Below are 16877 nucleotides of genomic sequence, written 5' to 3' on the forward strand. Positions count from 1 at the left end.
AAACGTGACTTTCGCGTCTCGAATTGTTATGGTTTATTGCGCATCGCAACAAACCGGACATGGCTCCCCGCGGGCGCCGAGACCCGTGTGCGGACCACGCCAGTTTGGCCGGGTCTGTCCCTGGCTGTGTCGTGCCTTGCTGCGCCGCCTGCAAGGCTCTTCGTCCCGACCGCCGATGCCGGTCACCCCGTTTTAACTGTTCCCCTGGCATACATGTCACAGATCGCCACGCCACGCTTGTCCGCAATATTTACCGTGCCTGTCCCCGAGCCGGCCCGCCGCAGCGCGCGCGCCGGCGTACGGATCGCGGCATGGCTGGGCGGTGGCGTCCTGGCATTTTGCGCCATGACGGCGCAGGCGTTCGACTTCGATACCGTCGCCGCACGTGCCAAGCAGCTCGCGGCCTCGCCATACAAGGCGCCGCAGCAAAACCTGCCGCGCGAACTGCGCGAACTTTCGTACGAGCGCTATCGCGAGATCGAATACAAGCCCGAGCGTTTCGCCTGGCGCGGCACGCGCTTGCCGTTCGAGCTGTCGTTTTTCCATGAGGGCATGGTGTTCGACCAGCCGGTGCGCATCCATGAAATAGTGGGCAACAGCGTGCGTGAATTCCGCTTCGATCCCGCCGCGTTCAACTACGGGCCGCACAAGGTGGACGCCGCCAAGCTCAAGGGCCTGGGCTTCGCCGGCTTCCGCATCCTGTATCCGCTGAACCAGGGCAAGCGCAAGGACGAACTGGCGTCGTTCCTCGGTGCCAGCTATTTCCGTGCGCTCGGCAAGGACCAGTGGTACGGCCTGTCGGCGCGTGGCCTGGCGGTGGACACCGCGCTCAATTCCGGCGAGGAATTCCCCCGCTTCGTTGAATACTGGATCGAGCGGCCTGGCCCCAATGCCAAGGAGATCACCGTCTACGCGCTGATGGATTCGCGCCGCATGAGCGGCGCCTACCGCTTCACCATCAAGCCGGGCACCGAGACCGCGATGGAGGTCAAGTCGCGCCTGTTCCTGCGCGAGAACGTGACCAAGCTGGGCCTGGCGCCGCTGACCAGCATGTATCTGTTCGGCGAGAACCAGCCGGCGCCGGCGCGGGATTTCCGGCCCGAGGTGCATGACTCGGACGGCCTGTCGATCCACCTGGGTACCGGCGAATGGGTATGGCGGCCGCTGGTCAACCCCAAGCGCCTGCTGGTGACGTCCTTTGCGGCGACCAATCCGCAGGGCTTCGGGCTGATGCAGCGCGACCGCAGCTTCAACAGCTACCAGGAGCTCGGCGCATGGTATGAACGCCGCCCGAGCGGCTGGGTGCAGCCGCGCGGCAACTGGGGCTCGGGCCGGGTCGAGCTGGTGCAGATCCCGACGCCGGACGAGACCAACGACAACATCGTCGCGTACTGGGTGCCGGACAACCCGCCCAAGCCCAAGCAGCCCTTCGACTACGAGTACCGGTTGCTGTGGCAGAAGGACGGCGAACAGCTGCCGCCGCTGTCGTGGGTGAGCCAGACCCGGCTGGGCCAGGGCCAGTCGGCCAGCAAGGAGGACACGAGCTTTTCGCTGGTGGTGGACTTCGAAGGCCCGGGCTTTCGCAAGCTGCCCGCGGACGTTCGCATCGACCCGGTGGTTTCGGCCGATGCCAACGGTGAACTGCTGAAGACGTCGGTACAGCGCAATGAAGCGACCGGCGGCTGGCGCATGACCATGGTGATGCGCCGCAAGGATGAAACCAAGCCGGTAGAGTTGCGCGGCTATCTTCGCAACGGCAATACAACCCTATCCGAGACGTGGAGCTACATCTTACCCCCAGGCTAAAGCAGCGACCGGCCCAGGCAGCGGCATGCGAACGCTATGTCGACCGCCTGCCCGTATCGCCTGAAATCCGCAGCGAACTGCTGGCCGATATGCCCGGCGCGGCCGCGGCGCCGGTGGCATCGCTGGCGCCGGTGAGTCCGGCAAGCCCTGTCATCCCGGTGGTCGGCGACGGCCGCGATGCGCAGGAAGCGATCTCGCGCCTGCAGTCGCGCCTTGCCGCCAAGGACGCGCCCGCCGTGCAGGGCGGCGGCGCCTACGCTTCGGTCGGCCGCCGTTTCACCATCGCTTACGGCAACCCGCAGATTGGTGGCGAGCCGCTGCTGCAGCGGCGCGAAGACGGCACCGTCAAGGTCGACACCGGCCCCGAGCCCGAGCGCAGCTCGATGGTGCCGCGCCAGTGGCCGCCGCATATCGTTACCGGTTGGCTGCGCAATGCCTGGCGCCGCATGCTGGGCCGCCCGCCCGTGCCCGAAACCTGGGACACGCTGCACGACGGCCCCGATGCCGAAGGCAAGTGGCACCCGGCCGGCTCGCACCGCCGCTGGTTCCTGCTGGCGCTGGTCGTGATCCAGACCGTGCTGGCCACCTACTTCATGACCAGCGTGCTGCCATACCACGGGGCCGACCCGCTCGAGATCGCGGTGCTGGGCCTGTTCGCCATCCTGTTTTCGTGGGTGTCGGCGGGCTTCTGGACCGCGATGATGGGCTTCCTGGTGCTGGCCAAGGGCGGCGACCGGCATCTGATCTCGCGCTCCGCCGCACCCGACGGGCCGCTAGCGCCCGAGGCGCGCACCGCGATCATCATGCCGATCTGCAATGAGGACGTGACGCGGGTGTTCGCGGGATTGCGCGCGACCTATGAATCGCTGGCGCGCACCAGCCACCTGTCCAATTTCGACTTCATCGTGCTGTCCGATAGCGGCAACCCGGACCTGCGCACCGCCGAGCACGACGCGTGGATGGAACTGTGCCGCGCGGTGGGCGGTTTTGGCCGCATCTTCTATCGCTGGCGCCGCCATCGCGTCAAGCGCAAGACCGGCAACGTCGCCGATTTCTGCCGCCGCTGGGGCAGCAAGTACCGCTACATGGTGGTGCTCGATGCCGACAGCGTGATGAGCGGCGACTGCCTGGCCACGCTGGTGCGGCTGATGGAGGCCAACCCCGGTGCCGGCATCATCCAGACGGCGCCGCTGGCCGTGGGCCGCGAGACGCTGTATGCGCGTGTGCAGCAGTTCGCCACGCGCGTGTACGGGCCGCTGTTTACCGCGGGCCTGCACTACTGGCAGCTGGGCGAATCGCACTACTGGGGCCACAACGCCATCATCCGTGTCAAGCCGTTCATCGAGCATTGCGCGCTGGCGCCGCTGCCCGGCCGCGGCCCGCTGTCCGGCGAGATCCTGTCGCACGATTTCGTCGAAGCGGCGCTGATGCGCCGTGCCGGCTGGGGCGTGTGGATCGCCTATGACCTCGAAGGCTCGTACGAAGAGCTGCCGCCGAACCTGCTCGACGAAGTCAAGCGCGACCGCCGCTGGTGCCAGGGCAACCTGATGAATTTCCGGCTGTGGCTCAAGCAGGGCTTCCACGTGGTGCACCGCGCGGTGTTCCTGACCGGCATCATGGCCTACCTGTCGGCGCCGCTGTGGCTGTTGTTCCTGCTGCTGTCCACGGCAATGCTGGCCAAGCATGCACTGGTGCCGCCGGAGTACTTCACGCAGCCGTACCAGATGTTCCCGACCTGGCCCGAGTGGCATCCGGAGAAGGCGCTGGCGCTGTTCTCGGCGACCGCCACGCTGCTGTTCCTGCCCAAGCTCGCCAGCGTGGTGCTGCTGATGAAGCAGGCGCGGCGCTACGGCGGCGCGGTGCAGCTGTTTGCCAGCATGCTGGTCGAGGTGCTGCTGTCAGCGCTGCTGGCACCGACGCGGATGCTGTTCCATACCAAGTTCGTGATCGCCGCCTACAGCGGCTGGGGTATCTCGTGGAAATCGCCGCCGCGCGAAGACGCCGAAACCTCCTGGGGCGAGGCGTTCCGCCGCCACGGCTGGCATACCGCGCTGGGGCTTGCGTGGGGCGGGCTGGTCTACTGGCTGAACCCGTGGTACGTGCTGTGGCTGCTGCCGATTGTCGGGTCGCTGGCATTGTCGATCCCGTTGTCGGTGATGCTGTCGCGCGTGTCGCTGGGCCGTGCCTCGCGCAATGCGGGCCTGTTCATGATCCCGGAAGAAACGCTGGTGCCGCGCGAGATCGTCGAGACGCAGCAGCATGTCGAGAACGCCGCGGACACGCCTGACTTTGTCGATGCGGTGGTTGACCCCGTCACCAATGCGCTGATGTGCGCGACCGCGACGGCGCGGCCGGTGCAGCCCGAAGCGGCACGCCGGCGCCACGAAACGCTGGTCGAGCATGCGCTGACGAATGGTCCGCGCGCGCTGACGCCGGCGCAGAAGCACCTGCTGCTGGGCAACCCGTTCGCGCTGGCCCGGCTGCATGAGCTGGTGTGGGGTTCGCCGCTGGCCGATGCCGGCTGGAAGGATACGCGCATGCTGGTGCGCAGGGCGGCCAACGTGCTGCCATTGCGTCCCCGCGCGGCGTGACGGTGGTGGCGCAGTCAAGGCTGAGAATGTTTACTCCCCTCTTCCATTTATTGTATAGACCGGGGACATGGGTAACACATGTGCCGGGACATGGGTAACAGTCCAGTCATCAGTTTAGTCGGCCTGCTGTAGGTCTATTGTGGCCACCTTTTGATGGCAGAAGTAGACGTCAAAGGTGCCGTCCAGATCCACGCGAGGGCGCAACGCTACGGGCGTTCCGATCAAGGCTCGTCCGACCCGGAACGTCTTTCCTCGGAAGCAGATGCGCCCACCGTCGCCTACCTTTCGCACGATGTCATCGCTGCCGTACTCGATGGGCGGGAGTTCGTGCGGCATCGCCCGTGGACTAGGCGCATAGCGGCTTGCGGGTGTCTCCATATCCAGCGCGTGGTGTGGGCGCTTGAAGTTGTACACGTGGCGCCAATGGCTGAAGTGATGCTGCGCATCATCCAGATCCCGGAAGCGCTGGTTGGCCAGCAGCTCTGCCTGCATGGTTCGATGGAAGCGCTCGTCCTTACCGTTGGTCTGAGGATGGCGAGGTCGGCTATGACTGAGCCGCACGCCCAGGCGAATCAGCCAAGCGCCCAACGTGGTAAGTGCCCGGGGCACCGGAGAACCCCAAGGTGGGCCATTGTCTGCATTGATCCGCTCGGGCAGCCCGTAGCGCGCGAACGCGTTCTCTAACGCTTCCTGTACGGATTCAAACTGTTCGTTGCCCAAGGCCCTGAGCAGCACATTGAAGCGGGAGTGATCGTCCAAGACTGTGAGCGGATGGCACCGCTGCGTGTCGGTGGCGAAGTGGCCTTTAAAGTCAATTTGCCATAGTGCATTGGGCCGGTCGTGCTCGAAGCGCTGCCATGCTGTAGCGGCCGCACTGGCGGCCGGATCGATCAAGCCATGGCGGCGCAGCACCCAATTGACTGTGCTGGGAGCGATTTGGACGCAGTGGTCACGTTCCAGCACGCGTGCGATCTTGCGGGCGCCCCAAGCCGAATGTTCGGCTCGTATCGCTAGCACGCTCTCTTCGACTGCCGCTGGAGTTCGGCCGGGAGAGCTATGTGGCCGCCGAGTTCGGTCGTCCAGATCTTCTCGGTTCAACCACTTGTAACCGGTCTTGCGACTGATGCAAAAGCGGCGGCAAAGCTCCGCAATATTGGCGTCCGCCTGGCGTGCCAGGCGGACGAACTCTTCTCTTTGCTGCTTCACGGTGATTTGGCTCCAGGGCAACGTTGTCCTCCCGCTGACTAAGCGGGAAAAGTGTTACCCATGTCCTGGCACACCTGTTACCTTTGTCCCCGGTCCATACAATTTATGGGAGAGGGGAGTAAATCGGCAGCATTTGAAAAGTCTGCGAGAAAACGCTGCGGCCCGCCAGATGCGGGCCGTTTTCATTTTGCAGGGCGCCGGCGCCAGCTACGCCATTTGCAACCGATTCTTGTTTCCTGCGTGCTTCAGCGCAGCGCCGAGGTGCAGATCGGCGCGTTGATGTAGACATCGCCGATGCGGCGCTCGCCGCGGTCCTTGCGGGTCATGTATCGGAACATCAGGCTGACACCGAGCTTGGTCAGGATTTCCACATCGCGGTTGGCGCAGATATTGCGTTGCAAGGGCGCGGCATAGTTGACCTCGAAGCTGGCCAGGTCCAGCATCGGCCCGCGGTAATTGGTCAGTTCCAGCTGGAACAGGACGTGCTTGCCGGGCACCGACTGGCAGCGGCGCAGCCGCGTCTCGCCGTCGATTTCGATCGGCAGGGCATCGTTGAGCTGGCGGCAGGCGCGCGCCAGCACGCTATCGGGACGAGTGGTGCTGCGCAACAGCTCCGGCACGCCGGCGGCCCCGGTATTCTGGCCCGTGGCCGCCCCCTTGAGCATGCGCGACAGCGATTCGGCTTCGTCGACCGCGGGAGCCGGCGCCGACGCCGCGGCGGCATTGCGCGCCGGCACCGGCCCCGGCGCCGCATGCAGAGGCAGTGGCAACAGCAGCGCGGCCACCCATGCAAGGGAGGCCAGGCCAGGCGAAGCGGAAATCGGCGTGTGTCGTGTTCTCATGCAGGCTAACGTTGCCGGGGAGCGGTACTGTCGTCCGTCTCTGCGTGGCCGGCGGCGCATGTCACGCGACACTCACGCCGACAGGCTGGCATTGTACTCTCCACCTTGCCGGGCGTGAAAGGCGCGCCACACTTGCCATCCTGGTTTGCGTCAGCGCTACGCACGCCATGCATGCCGGGCTGCCGCTCGCTTGATTGCACTATCTGACAAGTTTGCCAGGCTTGCCAACTTCATCGAACCCGACCTTGGCGGGCCAATATTCCTGAACGAGTGTTTCAAACCTGTGCAACCTGCGGCGCCATCGCTTTCGTTATGCTATGCAACAATTGCGCCTTTCCAACGGCTTGCGACTGCGCCCCGGCATCGCCCGCGGCGGTGCGCGCCACGCAACCCTGTGTACCGGATCTCTTCCATGTCCCGTTCCCCGAGCGCTGCCTCGACCGCGCGCTTTCCTGCCTGGCTGTTGATTTGCGGCTCGCTGATGGCGATCGCGCCGCTGTCGATCGACATGTACCTGCCAAGCTTTCCCGCGCTTGCGGGCGATCTTGGCGTCGATATCGGCCAGGTACAGCTGACCCTCGGCACGTTCCTGGTCGGCCTTGCCCTGGGGCAGGCGTTCTACGGGCCGTTCAGCGACCGCTTTGGCCGCAAGCCGCCGCTGTATCTGGGACTGGGCCTCTATGTGGTTGCGGCGATCGGATGCGCGCTGGCGCGCAGTGCCGAGACGCTGATGCTGTGGCGCTTCCTGCAGGCGCTGGGCGGTTGCGCCGGCATGGTGATGGCGCGCGCCGTGATCCGCGACCGGCTCGAGGCACATGAGTCGGCGCGCGCGTTTTCGTCGCTGATGCTGGTGATGGGGCTGGCGCCGATCCTCGCGCCGGTCATCGGCAGCGCGATCCTGACGGCGGCCGGCTGGCGCACGATTTTCTGGGTGCTGGCGGCGGCCGGCCTGGCCATCCTGCTGCTGGTGCACTGGCGCATGGAGGAGTCGCTGGACCTGCGCCAGGCCGCACCGCTGCGGCTTGGCACCGTGGCCAGGAGCTATGGCGAACTGCTGCGCGACCGTGAATTCGTCGGCTACTCGCTGTCGGCAGGCTTCGGGTCGGCGGGGATGTTCGCGTATATCTCGGGTTCGCCGTTCGTGCTGATCGAGCTGCACGGCATTGCGCCGTCGCACTATGGCTTCGTGTTCGGCGCCAATGCGTTGGGCCTGATCGTCATGTCGCAGCTCAACAGCCGGCTAGTGCACGGTCGCACGCTCGACCAGGTCCTGGGGCGGGCGCTGCTGGCGCCTTGTGCCGCCGGCGTGGTGCTGGCCGTGGCGGCGCTGGCCGGGCTGGCGACGCTGCCGATGCTGCTGGCGGCGTTCTTCGTCTTTATCGGCGCGCTGGGCTGCGTCACGCCCAATGCTTCCGCGCTGGCGCTGGCGCACCAGGGGCATCGCGCCGGCACGGCTTCGGCACTGATGGGTACGCTGCAGTTTTCGCTGGGCACGCTCGGCGGGGCGGCCGTCAGCCTGTGGCGCGACGGCACCGCGCTGCCGCTGGCCGTGGTGATGGCGCTATGCGGCGCGGGCGCGGTGCTGATGCGTTACTACGGCCGCTCCGGCGCTGGCCGGGCGGCTGCCTGACGAATCAGGCAGCCTGCTGCAAGGCAGCGGCCTGCTGTACGACCACCATGTGTGCCGGCATGGGCGCGGCATAGCCGGCCTGGCCGAAGCACTCGCGGATGATGCGGTTGGTGTCGAAGTAGACCTGCCAGTAATCGTCGTTGTGGCAATACGGGCGTACCGCCAGCACCGGCCCGACCAGCGTGAACTCCAGTATCTCCACGTCGACCGCGGGTTCGGGCAGCACGTTCGGGATCTGCGCGATGCGCGACTTGAGCAGCGCCACGGCATCGGCCACGTCGGTGCTGGATGCGAGCTGCGCCTTCAGCTCCACGCGCCGGAACGGGTTGGCGGTAAAGTTCTGGATCGTGTCGCTGAAAATCTTGTTGTTGCCGATCACGGTCTGGACGTTGTCCGGCGTGTCGAGCGTGGTGGCGAACAGCCCGATCTCACGCACCGTGCCGGTGACGCCGCCGATGGTAACGAAATCCCCCACCTTGAACGGCCGCAGCACCACCAGGAAGGCGCCCGCCGCGAAATTCGACATCAACCCCGACCATGCCATGCCGATGGCCACGCCGGCCGCGGCAATCAGCGCGGCAAAGGTGGTGGTCTGGATGCCGAAGTAGCCGAGGATGCCGATCACCAGCACCACGTTCAGCGTGACCGTGACGATCGAACCCACATAGCGCAGCAGTGTCGGGTCGACCTTCTGTCTGGTGAGCGCATTCTGCACCATCCGTACCACGAAATGGATCAGCCATCGGCCGATGACCCAGAACGCTAGCGCTGCCAGGATCTTGACCCCGAACTGCGTCGCATAGGCGACCACCAGGGTCTTGAGGTTGTCGAAAGTCGTGGCATCCATTGGCGTGTCCTCTCGATTTGGGTGAGTGGTGCAAGCCCTGCGCGCTGACGCGGCGCAATACGTGGGCACGGCAATTATTGGAATGCCGTGCCTGGAAGTGCAAGCAAATAATTGTCAAGACAAGCGGGCCGGCAGGCCAGCTTGCCCAGGCGCCGCGGGGCGGCGCATCCGCCTTACCAGTTGGTTTCACGCTCCGGCGTGGCGGAGATGCGGTGCAGCGTCAGGTCAGCGCCGTTGAATTCCCCTTCGGCATCGAGCCGGATGCCGACCAGCTTCCTGAGCGCACCGTATACCAGCGTGCCGCCCACCAGTGCCACCACGATCCCCAGCACCGTCCCGATCAGCTGCGCGCCGAGCGACACGCCGCCCAGCCCGCCCAGTGCCCTGGCCCCGAAGATGCCCGCGGCGATGCCGCCCCAGGCGCCGCACAGCCCGTGCAGCGGCCAGACGCCCAGCACATCGTCGATATGCCACTTGTTCTGCGCCAGCGTAAACATGTAGACGAAGAGCGCGCCCGCAATGCCGCCGGTGATCAGCGCGCCCAGCGGGTGCATCAGGTCCGAGCCGGCGCATACCGCCACCAGCCCGGCCAGCGGGCCGTTGTAGGCAAAGCCCGGATCGTTGCGCCCGGCGGCCCAGGCCGCCAGCGTGCCGCCGGCCATCGCCATCAGCGAATTGATCGCGACCAGGCCGCTGATCTTGTCGACGGTCTGTGCGCTCATCACGTTGAAGCCGAACCAGCCCACCGCCAGGATCCACGCGCCCAGCGCGAGGAACGGGATATTGGAGGGCGGATGGGCGCTGATGCGCCCGTCCTTCTGGTAGCGCCCGCGGCGCGCGCCGAGCAGCAGCACCGCCGGCAGCGCGATCCAGCCGCCCAGCGCGTGCACGACCACCGAGCCGGCAAAGTCATGGAATGGCGCGCCGGCAACCTGCGTGATCCAGTCCTGGACCCCGTAGCGCTGGTTCCACGCAATGCCTTCGAAGAACGGGTAGACAAAACCGACCAGCACGAATGTCGCCACCAGTTGCGGATTGAAGCGCGAGCGTTCGGCAATACCGCCCGAGATAATCGCCGGAATGGCGGCGGCAAAAGTCGTCAGGAAAAAGAACTTGACCAGGTCGTAACCGTTTTTCTGGGCCAGCGTTTCCGCCCCGGACATGAATTGCACGCCGTAGGCGATGGTGTAACCGATAAAGAAATAGGCAATCGTGGAAACTGCGAAATCCACCAGAATCTTTACCAGTGCATTGACCTGGTTCTTCTTGCGCACCGTGCCCAGCTCGAGGAAAGCAAAGCCGGCGTGCATGGCCAGCACCATGATGGCGCCAAGCAGGATAAACATGGCGTCGGTGCCGCTCTTCCAGTTGTCCATAGTGATCTCATGCTCAAAATGGGCGCATGGGCACGCAAAAAGCATTCCAGTGCCGGCTGCATCCTGGTGCCGACTGCACCGGAGTGGGCAGGATCCGCACCGGAATGCCGCGCGCAGGGAACCGGGCACGCGGGACGTCAAGGGGCCGGCGCCACCAGTTGTGCCGGAAATGCGCCAGAATGGCGCGTCCGCGGCAGCTCGGTTGACCCGTTATGGTGCGTCGCCCCAATTTCGGGCATTTGTCCCATCCGGGCGGCGCCGGCACCGCCTTGCGGCACAACGACGCAAGTCCAGCAAATCCGGCCCGTGACAAGCGCGAAAAGCGCGGGAAATTGCCCGCTAACCGGCCTCAAGCAAGGATTTGCGGGTTTTTTCGTTGCATTGGTGCCACTGGGGATTGCTCAACGCACAAGGGGCAGATTAGACTGCGCCGATCCGATGTTTTGCCGCCAGGCAAGCACATCGGTGACGACGACCAACAAGGGAAATCAGCCATGAATAAAGGTGAACTGGTATCGGCCATCGCCACGGAAGCAGAACTGAGCAACGCCGCCGCAGAGCGCGCGCTCAACGCAGCGCTGGACAGCATCAAGAAGGCAGTGGCAAAGGGTGATTCGGTCACGCTGGTAGGTTTTGGCAGCTTCAGCGCCGGCAAGCGCGCCGCCCGCACCGGCCGCAATCCGCGCACCGGCGAAACCATCAAGATTCCGGCCGCCAAGACGGTCAAGTTTTCCGCCGGACAGGGTTTCAAGGACGCGGTGAACAAGAAGAAGTAAGCAGTTTGCGTCCACAGCGTGAAAAGGCGGCCAGGCAGGCCGCTTTTTTGTTGTGTGCCACACCGCGATGAGCGGCAACGGCAGGGCCGATCCGGGTTAAACTGCCGGCGCCCGGATGCCGCCAGCCGGCCCGGGCGACCGCCCCCGCAATCCAGACGCTCCGCATCATGAACGACCAGTCCCACCAGCTTTCCATGACCGTGCTGATGACGCCGGACATGGCCAATTTCTCCGGCAACGTCCACGGCGGCACCATCCTGAAGTACCTGGACATGGTCGCCTATGCCTGCGCCAGCCGCTACGCCGGCCGCTACGTGGTGACCCTGTCGGTGGACCAGGTGGTGTTCCGCCAGCCGATCCACGTGGGCGAGCTGGTGACCTTCCTGGCCTCGGTCAACTTTACCGGCCGCAGCTCGATGGAGATCGGCATCAAGGTCGTGACCGAGAATATCCGCAGCAAGCTGGTGCGCCACACCAACAGCTGCTACTTCACCATGGTGGCGGTCGACGACAACGGTGCCCCGGCCGAAGTGCCGCCGCTGCAGCCGCGCGACGAGGTCGAGCGCCAGCGTTTTGCGGCCGCCCAGCAGCGCCGTGCGTTGCGCCAGGAAATGGAAAAGCGCCACGGCGACATCAAGTCGTCGGTGACCTGACGCGTTGCCATCCACCATGATGAAGCGATCCTGCACGATCCTGGCCGTGGCCGCCTGCGCGGCGGCCGCGGGCGGTGCGCATGCCGAGGAGATCGGCAGCGTCAGCACCAATTTCCGCATGACCGGCTCCGACAAGGTCGTGATCGAAGCCTATGACGACCCGCAGGTCGACGGCATCACCTGCTATGTGTCGCGTGCCCGCACCGGCGGCATCAAGGGCCAGCTGGGCATGGCGGAAGACCCGCCGGAAGCCTCGATCGCCTGCCGGCAGGTGGGCACCATCGCCTTCAAGGGGCCGCTGAAGCAGCAGGACCATGTCTTTTCCGAGCGCATGTCGGTGCTGTTCAAGACCCTGCATGTGGTGCGCGCGGTCGACCGCAAGCGCAATACGCTGGTCTACCTGACCTATTCGGACCGCATCGTCAGCGGCAGCCCGCAGAACAGCGTGACCGCCGTGCCGGTGCCGGCCGGCACGGCGATTCCCGTCAAATAAGGCGCTGCCGGCCCGGTCAGGGTGCCAGGGCCGCGGCTTCGGCCTGGCAATTGCCCGGCGCACGGGCGCCGGCGGCACGCGCCGCGGCCACTTCGCGGCGCGCCTGTTCAAGATCCGCGCGGAAGGTCGGATCGGCATGCAGGCGTGCCACGGTCGCCGCGGCCATCATGCGGCCTTCGTTGACGTCGCTCTGCCAGTGCACGTTGCACACCACCCGGCTCTGGCCGAAGGCGCGCCCGCGCGCCAGGATGGCGTCCGCGCGGGCCGGTTCCACCTCGGCCAGGATCAGCGCCCAGGCCCAGCCGATGGCGCTGTGGCCGGATGGATAGGATCCGTCCTTCTCCAGCTTGGCAGCGTCGTCTGGCGTGCACATCGCGGTCTTGTTGGCGACGAAGGGCCGCGTGCGCTGGTAGCGGTCCTTGGCGCCGTAGGTGGACAGGCCGGCATCGACCAGGCTGCGGCGCAGCAGGATATTCAGGTAAGGCGTGTCCTTGGCACTGACCGGGACGCCCAGCGCACAAGAAAACGCGCTGGCCGCCTGCGGGAAGGTGAGCACGGCGTCGGTGGCGGCCACCTGCCAGCGAGGCGAGCCGCGCAGCGTGCCGGCCTGGCGCGCCGCATCGTCATCCAGCGCCTGCGCGGGCGAGCCCTGGGCCGGCGGGGCGGGCAGCAGCTTCAGGCTGTCGGGGCGCGCCTCGGCGGCCAGGTAGCCGGCCGGCACGCCCGGGCGGAATTCCGGCACCGCGGACAGATTGGTGCCGCCGGCCGCGCAGCCGGCCAGCAGCGCGGCGGCGGCCATGGCGGCGCCAAGGCGCAAGGGATTGGACAGGCTTGGTTCCCGCTTTGCTTGGTGCGTCAATTCTTATTCCTTGTTGTGATGGTTTGCCCGCCGGCCGGTCAGGCCGCCGGGTCGAACAGCTTGCGCAGGTTCGACTTGAGGATCTTGCCATTGGCATTGCGCGGCAGCATCTCCTGGTACAGCAGGATGCGCACCGGCACCTTGAACGCCGCCAGCCGCTCGCGCACGAAATCCTGCAGTCCGGCTTCGGTTGCCTGCATGCCGGGTTTCAGGCTGACCACGGCGGCCGGTTCCTCGCCCAGCGTCTTGTGCGCGATGCCGACCACCGCTGCGTCCATCACCGCCGGATGTTCGTACAGCGTGCTTTCCACCTCGATGCAGTAGATGTTCTCGCCGCCGCGGATCAGCATGTCCTTCATGCGGTCGACGATATAGACATAGCCTTCCTCGTCCATGCGCGCGATGTCACCGGTGCGCAGCCAGCCATCGACAAAGGTCTGCGCCGTGGCTTCGGGCTTGTTCCAGTAGCCGCGCACGACGTTGGCGCCGCGTACCAGCAGTTCGCCGGTCTCGCCCGGCGGCAGTGCCTGGCCGCCTCCGTCGACCACCTTCATTTCGCCGATCGGCAGCGCCGGGCCGCTGCTGTCCGGGCGCAGCACGTATTCCTCGGCGCTGTGGCTGGTGAAAGTCGACGAGGTCTCGGTCATGCCCCAGCCGATGCCAGGCGCGGCCATGGGGAACACGTCGACGATGCGCCGCACCAGTTCGGGCGACGCCGGCGCGCCGCCGTAGTTGACGTTCTCCAGCGAAGACAGGTCGAAGCGCGTGCGCTCCGGATGCTCCAGGATCTGCCAGGCGATGGTGGGCACGCCGCCGGCGGCGGTGCAGCGCTCGCGCTCGATCAGCGCCATGCCGCGCAGTGTGTCCCAGCGGTGCATCAGCACGACCTTGCCGCCGGCAGCGAGCGCGCCGTTGAGCACCGCCATGCAGCCGGTGACATGGAAAAACGGCACCGCCAGCAGCATGGCTTTCTGCGGCGCCGCGGGATCCGGCGCCGGAACCGGCTCGCCGCGGCGCAGCAGGTTGCGCAGCGGGCTGAAGCTGCCGGCGGCCGCGACGGTGGCGGCGTTGCGATGCGTGCCCAGCGCGCCCTTGGGTTTGCCGGTGGTGCCCGAGGTATAGAAGATGGTGGCATCGTCCTCCGGGTCGATCCCGACCTGCGGCGGCGATTGCTGCGGCAGCGCGGCCCAGTCGGCGCTGGTGCCGATCACGCTTTCGAGCGCGGCGACGCGGGCATCGCCGGTGGCCGCGCCGGTGCGCGAAACATAGACACGCTCCAGCGCCGGGCAGCCGGGCAGATGCTCGAGGATGCGGTCGAGCCGCTCGGCATCGACGATGGCCACACGGCTGCCGGAATCGGCCAGGCCATATTCCAGCTCGGCGCCGGTCCACCACGCGTTCAGCGGCGTCACGATCGCGCCCGCGAGCAGCGCGCCGTAGAACGCCACCGGCCACTCCGGCAGGTTGCGCATCGCCAGCGCCACGCGGTCGCCCTTGCGCACGCCGTCGCGCACCAGCGCATGCGCCAGCGCGATGGCGGCGCGGCGGAAGGCATCGTAGGAAACGCGCTCGTCCTCGTAGACCACGAAGGTGCGCTCGCCGAAGGCACTGGTCGCGTGGAACAGGTCGCACAGCGTCGCGGGCGCGTGCTTCCAGACAGTGGTGGGGATGCCGCGGATCACGCGCGACTCGGTCTCGAACGGCGAGCCGGGCGCGGTCAGCCGGGCGTGGGCCTCGGCCAGGGACATGACCGGCCAGGTGCCGGCCACTTGCGGATTGCTTGACATGACTGCCTCCCGTAACTGCGCTGCAGGTTGAGGGCAATGCAAAGAAAGCGGCGTGCGCCGGACAGGCCGGCGCACGCGCAACGCTTGCGTCAGAAGCTCAGGTACGACCCGGGATGCCGGTCAGATCGTCACGCCGCCATCGACCACCAGCGCCTGGCCGGTCATGAAGCTGCTGGCGGCGCAGGCCAGGTACACGGCCGCGCCGGCGATCTCGATGGGTTCGCCGATACGGCGCAGCGGCGCGCCCTGCGTGGACTGCTTGTAGCGCTCGGGGTCTTCCCACAGCGCGCGCGCGAAGTCGGTCTTGATCAGGCCCGGCGCAATGCAGTTGACGCGCACGTTGTGCGGCCCGAATTCGACCGCGAGGTTGCGCGCCAGCTGGAAATCGGCGGCCTTGGAGATGTTGTACACGCCGATGGTCGGCGAGCCGCGCAGGCCGCCGATCGACGACACGATGATGATCGAGCCGTCCTTGCGGTCGATCATCTGCGGCGCCACCATCTGGATCAGCCAGTGGTTGGAGATGACGTTGTTGTCCAGCACCTTGCGGAACTGGTCGTCCGAGACGCCGCCCATCGGCCCGTAGTACGGGTTGGACGCGGCATTGCAGACCAGCACGTCGATCCTGCCGAAGGTGCGGTTGGTTTCGTCGACCAGATGCTGCAGGTCTTCCTTCGACGAGATATTGGCGGGCACCGCGATGGCGGTGCCGGCGCCATGGCGTGCATTGAGGGCATCAACCACTTCCTGGCAGGCCTCGGCCTTGCGCGAAGAAATCACTACCTTGGCGCCCTGGACAGCCATCTGCTCGGCGATGGCGCGGCCGATGCCGCGCGAGGAGCCGGTGACGATGGCAACCTTGCCCGTCAGATCGAACAATGACATGGAGTCTCCTGTATAGCTGCGCCGGCGTCAGCGGCCGGCTTCATGCAGGCGGCGGATCTGCCGCGCTGTGGTCCTGGCGATGCGGCGCAAGCGCTGCATCGCCAGGACATTATGGTGGTGCCGCGGCGGCCGAGTCCACAGCGCCGCGGCCCGGATGGCGGCCATATCAGCATTCTTTCTGCGGGCAATGCGCGGCGTGCATGGAGGTCTGGTGCAGCGCGGCACGGCAACACTGCAAGGTGGCGCGCACGCCGCGCGTTTCATGCGGTCATGCGTGCGCGCTAGCCGCGAGCAAGGGCGGCAGCGCGGCCATCAGTCCGTGCCGCAGGGCATCGTCGAGCCGTATGCCGAAGCGTTCGTCCAGGACCTGCACCACGGCTTCTGGCGTTTCCAGCCGCTGGCGCCGCACGCTGCCGTCCGGCGCGCGTTCGCCCAGGTCGCCATCGGCCAGCGTCACGCGCGTGCCGCCAACGGTGCGCGCGGCCGTCAGCCGGCGCAGGAACACGCTGTCCGGATGCGTCGAGACATACCAGTTGCGCGGCCCGAAATCGATCCATGGCTGCGGCGTCAGGTCGAAGCGGTAGACCTTGATCCAGCCCGCAACGCCGCGCGCCTCCAGGTCAAAGCTGTGGAACGCGCTGCCGGCGGCTTCCGGCGGGGAGCTGGCGAGCCGGTAGGGGAAGTCGTCGTCGGCAGGTGCGGACAGCGCCATTGCGCGGAACGGCGTGGGTCCGCCGAAGCCGACGTCGGCGAGATAGCTGCGATGCGCCACTTCCACGCGCAGCAGCATATGCGATGCCACGGTCTCGACCCCATCGGGCACGCCCCAGCGCACGCGCGCGGCCAGCGGCGTCACGCTGAAGCCGAAGGCCCCCAGCGCTGCCGCCAGCAGCGTATTGAGTTCGAAGCAGTAGCCGCCGCGCCCGCGCGTGACCAGCTTGTCGAAGACGGCGTCGAGATCGATGCTGACCGGCCGCCGCAGCAGCGGATCGATGTTCTCGAACGGAATGCTGGCCAATTGCGCGCCGAGCACGGCGTCGAGCGCCTCCAGCGTGGGCGAGGGCGGGGCGGCGATGCCCAGCCGCGCGCAATAGGCATCGAGTTGGGCGGCATCGAGTGTGATCAT

At 66.6% G+C, this 16877-nt stretch carries 14 protein-coding genes; 6 read left to right on the plus strand and 8 right to left on the minus strand.

Features of this window, described 5'->3' with window-relative positions; all coding sequences use genetic code 11:
- Nucleotides 1–213 precede the first annotated feature (213 nt).
- Nucleotides 214–1806: a glucan biosynthesis protein G gene (locus JTE92_RS05405; protein ID WP_063240259.1), complete on the plus strand. Its 1593-nt coding sequence runs from the start codon at nucleotides 214–216 to the stop codon at nucleotides 1804–1806.
- On the plus strand, nucleotides 1779–4397 hold the full coding sequence (gene mdoH, locus JTE92_RS05410; RefSeq protein WP_084254691.1) for a glucans biosynthesis glucosyltransferase MdoH: 2619 nt from the start codon (nucleotides 1779–1781) through the stop codon (nucleotides 4395–4397). The genes JTE92_RS05405 and mdoH overlap by 28 nt, the downstream gene beginning before the upstream one ends.
- A gap of 114 nt (nucleotides 4398–4511) precedes the next feature.
- Here mdoH and JTE92_RS05415 read toward each other — a convergent pair whose 3' ends face one another.
- Together JTE92_RS05415 and JTE92_RS05420 are read right to left on the minus strand one after the other, a co-directional pair.
- On the minus strand, nucleotides 4512–5624 hold the full coding sequence (locus tag JTE92_RS05415; RefSeq protein WP_116386808.1) for an IS481 family transposase: 1113 nt from the start codon (nucleotides 5622–5624) through the stop codon (nucleotides 4512–4514).
- Between the two features lie 224 nt (nucleotides 5625–5848).
- Nucleotides 5849–6445: a hypothetical protein gene (locus JTE92_RS05420; RefSeq protein WP_063241365.1), complete on the minus strand. Its 597-nt coding sequence runs from the start codon at nucleotides 6443–6445 to the stop codon at nucleotides 5849–5851.
- A gap of 412 nt (nucleotides 6446–6857) precedes the next feature.
- On the opposite strand from JTE92_RS05420, the gene JTE92_RS05425 reads away from it, so the two are divergent.
- Complete coding sequence (locus tag JTE92_RS05425; protein ID WP_063241366.1) at nucleotides 6858–8075, plus strand: Bcr/CflA family multidrug efflux MFS transporter; 1218 nt, start codon at nucleotides 6858–6860, stop codon at nucleotides 8073–8075.
- Nucleotides 8076–8079: 4 nt separating this feature from the next.
- Here the strand turns inward: JTE92_RS05425 and JTE92_RS05430 are convergent, their stop codons facing one another.
- Both JTE92_RS05430 and JTE92_RS05435 read right to left on the minus strand, forming a co-directional pair.
- Nucleotides 8080–8922 carry a mechanosensitive ion channel family protein gene (locus JTE92_RS05430; RefSeq protein WP_063241367.1) on the minus strand — a complete coding sequence of 281 codons (843 nt, stop codon included), beginning with the start codon at nucleotides 8920–8922 and terminating at the stop codon, nucleotides 8080–8082.
- Between the two features lie 173 nt (nucleotides 8923–9095).
- Nucleotides 9096–10298: an ammonium transporter gene (locus JTE92_RS05435; protein WP_063241368.1), complete on the minus strand. Its 1203-nt coding sequence runs from the start codon at nucleotides 10296–10298 to the stop codon at nucleotides 9096–9098.
- A gap of 494 nt (nucleotides 10299–10792) precedes the next feature.
- On the opposite strand from JTE92_RS05435, the gene JTE92_RS05440 reads away from it, so the two are divergent.
- The 3 genes from JTE92_RS05440 to JTE92_RS05450 all read left to right on the plus strand — a co-directional run bounded on the left by JTE92_RS05440 (nucleotide 10793) and on the right by JTE92_RS05450 (nucleotide 12220).
- Nucleotides 10793–11074: an HU family DNA-binding protein gene (locus JTE92_RS05440; protein WP_029047409.1), complete on the plus strand. Its 282-nt coding sequence runs from the start codon at nucleotides 10793–10795 to the stop codon at nucleotides 11072–11074.
- 167 nt (nucleotides 11075–11241) lie between these two features.
- The gene (locus JTE92_RS05445; RefSeq protein WP_063241369.1) at nucleotides 11242–11727 is read left to right on the plus strand and encodes an acyl-CoA thioesterase; all 486 of its coding nucleotides are present in this window, start codon (nucleotides 11242–11244) and stop codon (nucleotides 11725–11727) included.
- 16 nt (nucleotides 11728–11743) lie between these two features.
- Nucleotides 11744–12220 carry a CreA family protein gene (locus JTE92_RS05450; protein WP_371136905.1) on the plus strand — a complete coding sequence of 159 codons (477 nt, stop codon included), beginning with the start codon at nucleotides 11744–11746 and terminating at the stop codon, nucleotides 12218–12220.
- A 16-nt stretch (nucleotides 12221–12236) separates the two neighbouring features.
- Here the strand turns inward: JTE92_RS05450 and JTE92_RS05455 are convergent, their stop codons facing one another.
- From JTE92_RS05455 to JTE92_RS05470, 4 genes are all read right to left on the minus strand, one after another.
- Nucleotides 12237–13079, minus strand: a complete 843-nt coding sequence (locus tag JTE92_RS05455; RefSeq protein ID WP_327015693.1) for an acid phosphatase — start codon at nucleotides 13077–13079, stop codon at nucleotides 12237–12239.
- Between the two features lie 38 nt (nucleotides 13080–13117).
- Nucleotides 13118–14866: a class I adenylate-forming enzyme family protein gene (locus tag JTE92_RS05460; protein ID WP_063241370.1), complete on the minus strand. Its 1749-nt coding sequence runs from the start codon at nucleotides 14864–14866 to the stop codon at nucleotides 13118–13120.
- 120 nt (nucleotides 14867–14986) lie between these two features.
- A complete protein-coding gene (locus tag JTE92_RS05465; protein ID WP_063241371.1) occupies nucleotides 14987–15751 on the minus strand; it encodes an SDR family oxidoreductase in 765 nt (254 codons plus the stop codon).
- A gap of 268 nt (nucleotides 15752–16019) precedes the next feature.
- Nucleotides 16020–16877 carry an arylamine N-acetyltransferase family protein gene (locus tag JTE92_RS05470; protein WP_063241372.1) on the minus strand — a complete coding sequence of 286 codons (858 nt, stop codon included), beginning with the start codon at nucleotides 16875–16877 and terminating at the stop codon, nucleotides 16020–16022.

Origin of the sequence: Cupriavidus oxalaticus (assembly GCF_016894385.1) — a bacterium.
Taxonomy (GTDB): domain Bacteria; phylum Pseudomonadota; class Gammaproteobacteria; order Burkholderiales; family Burkholderiaceae; genus Cupriavidus; species Cupriavidus oxalaticus.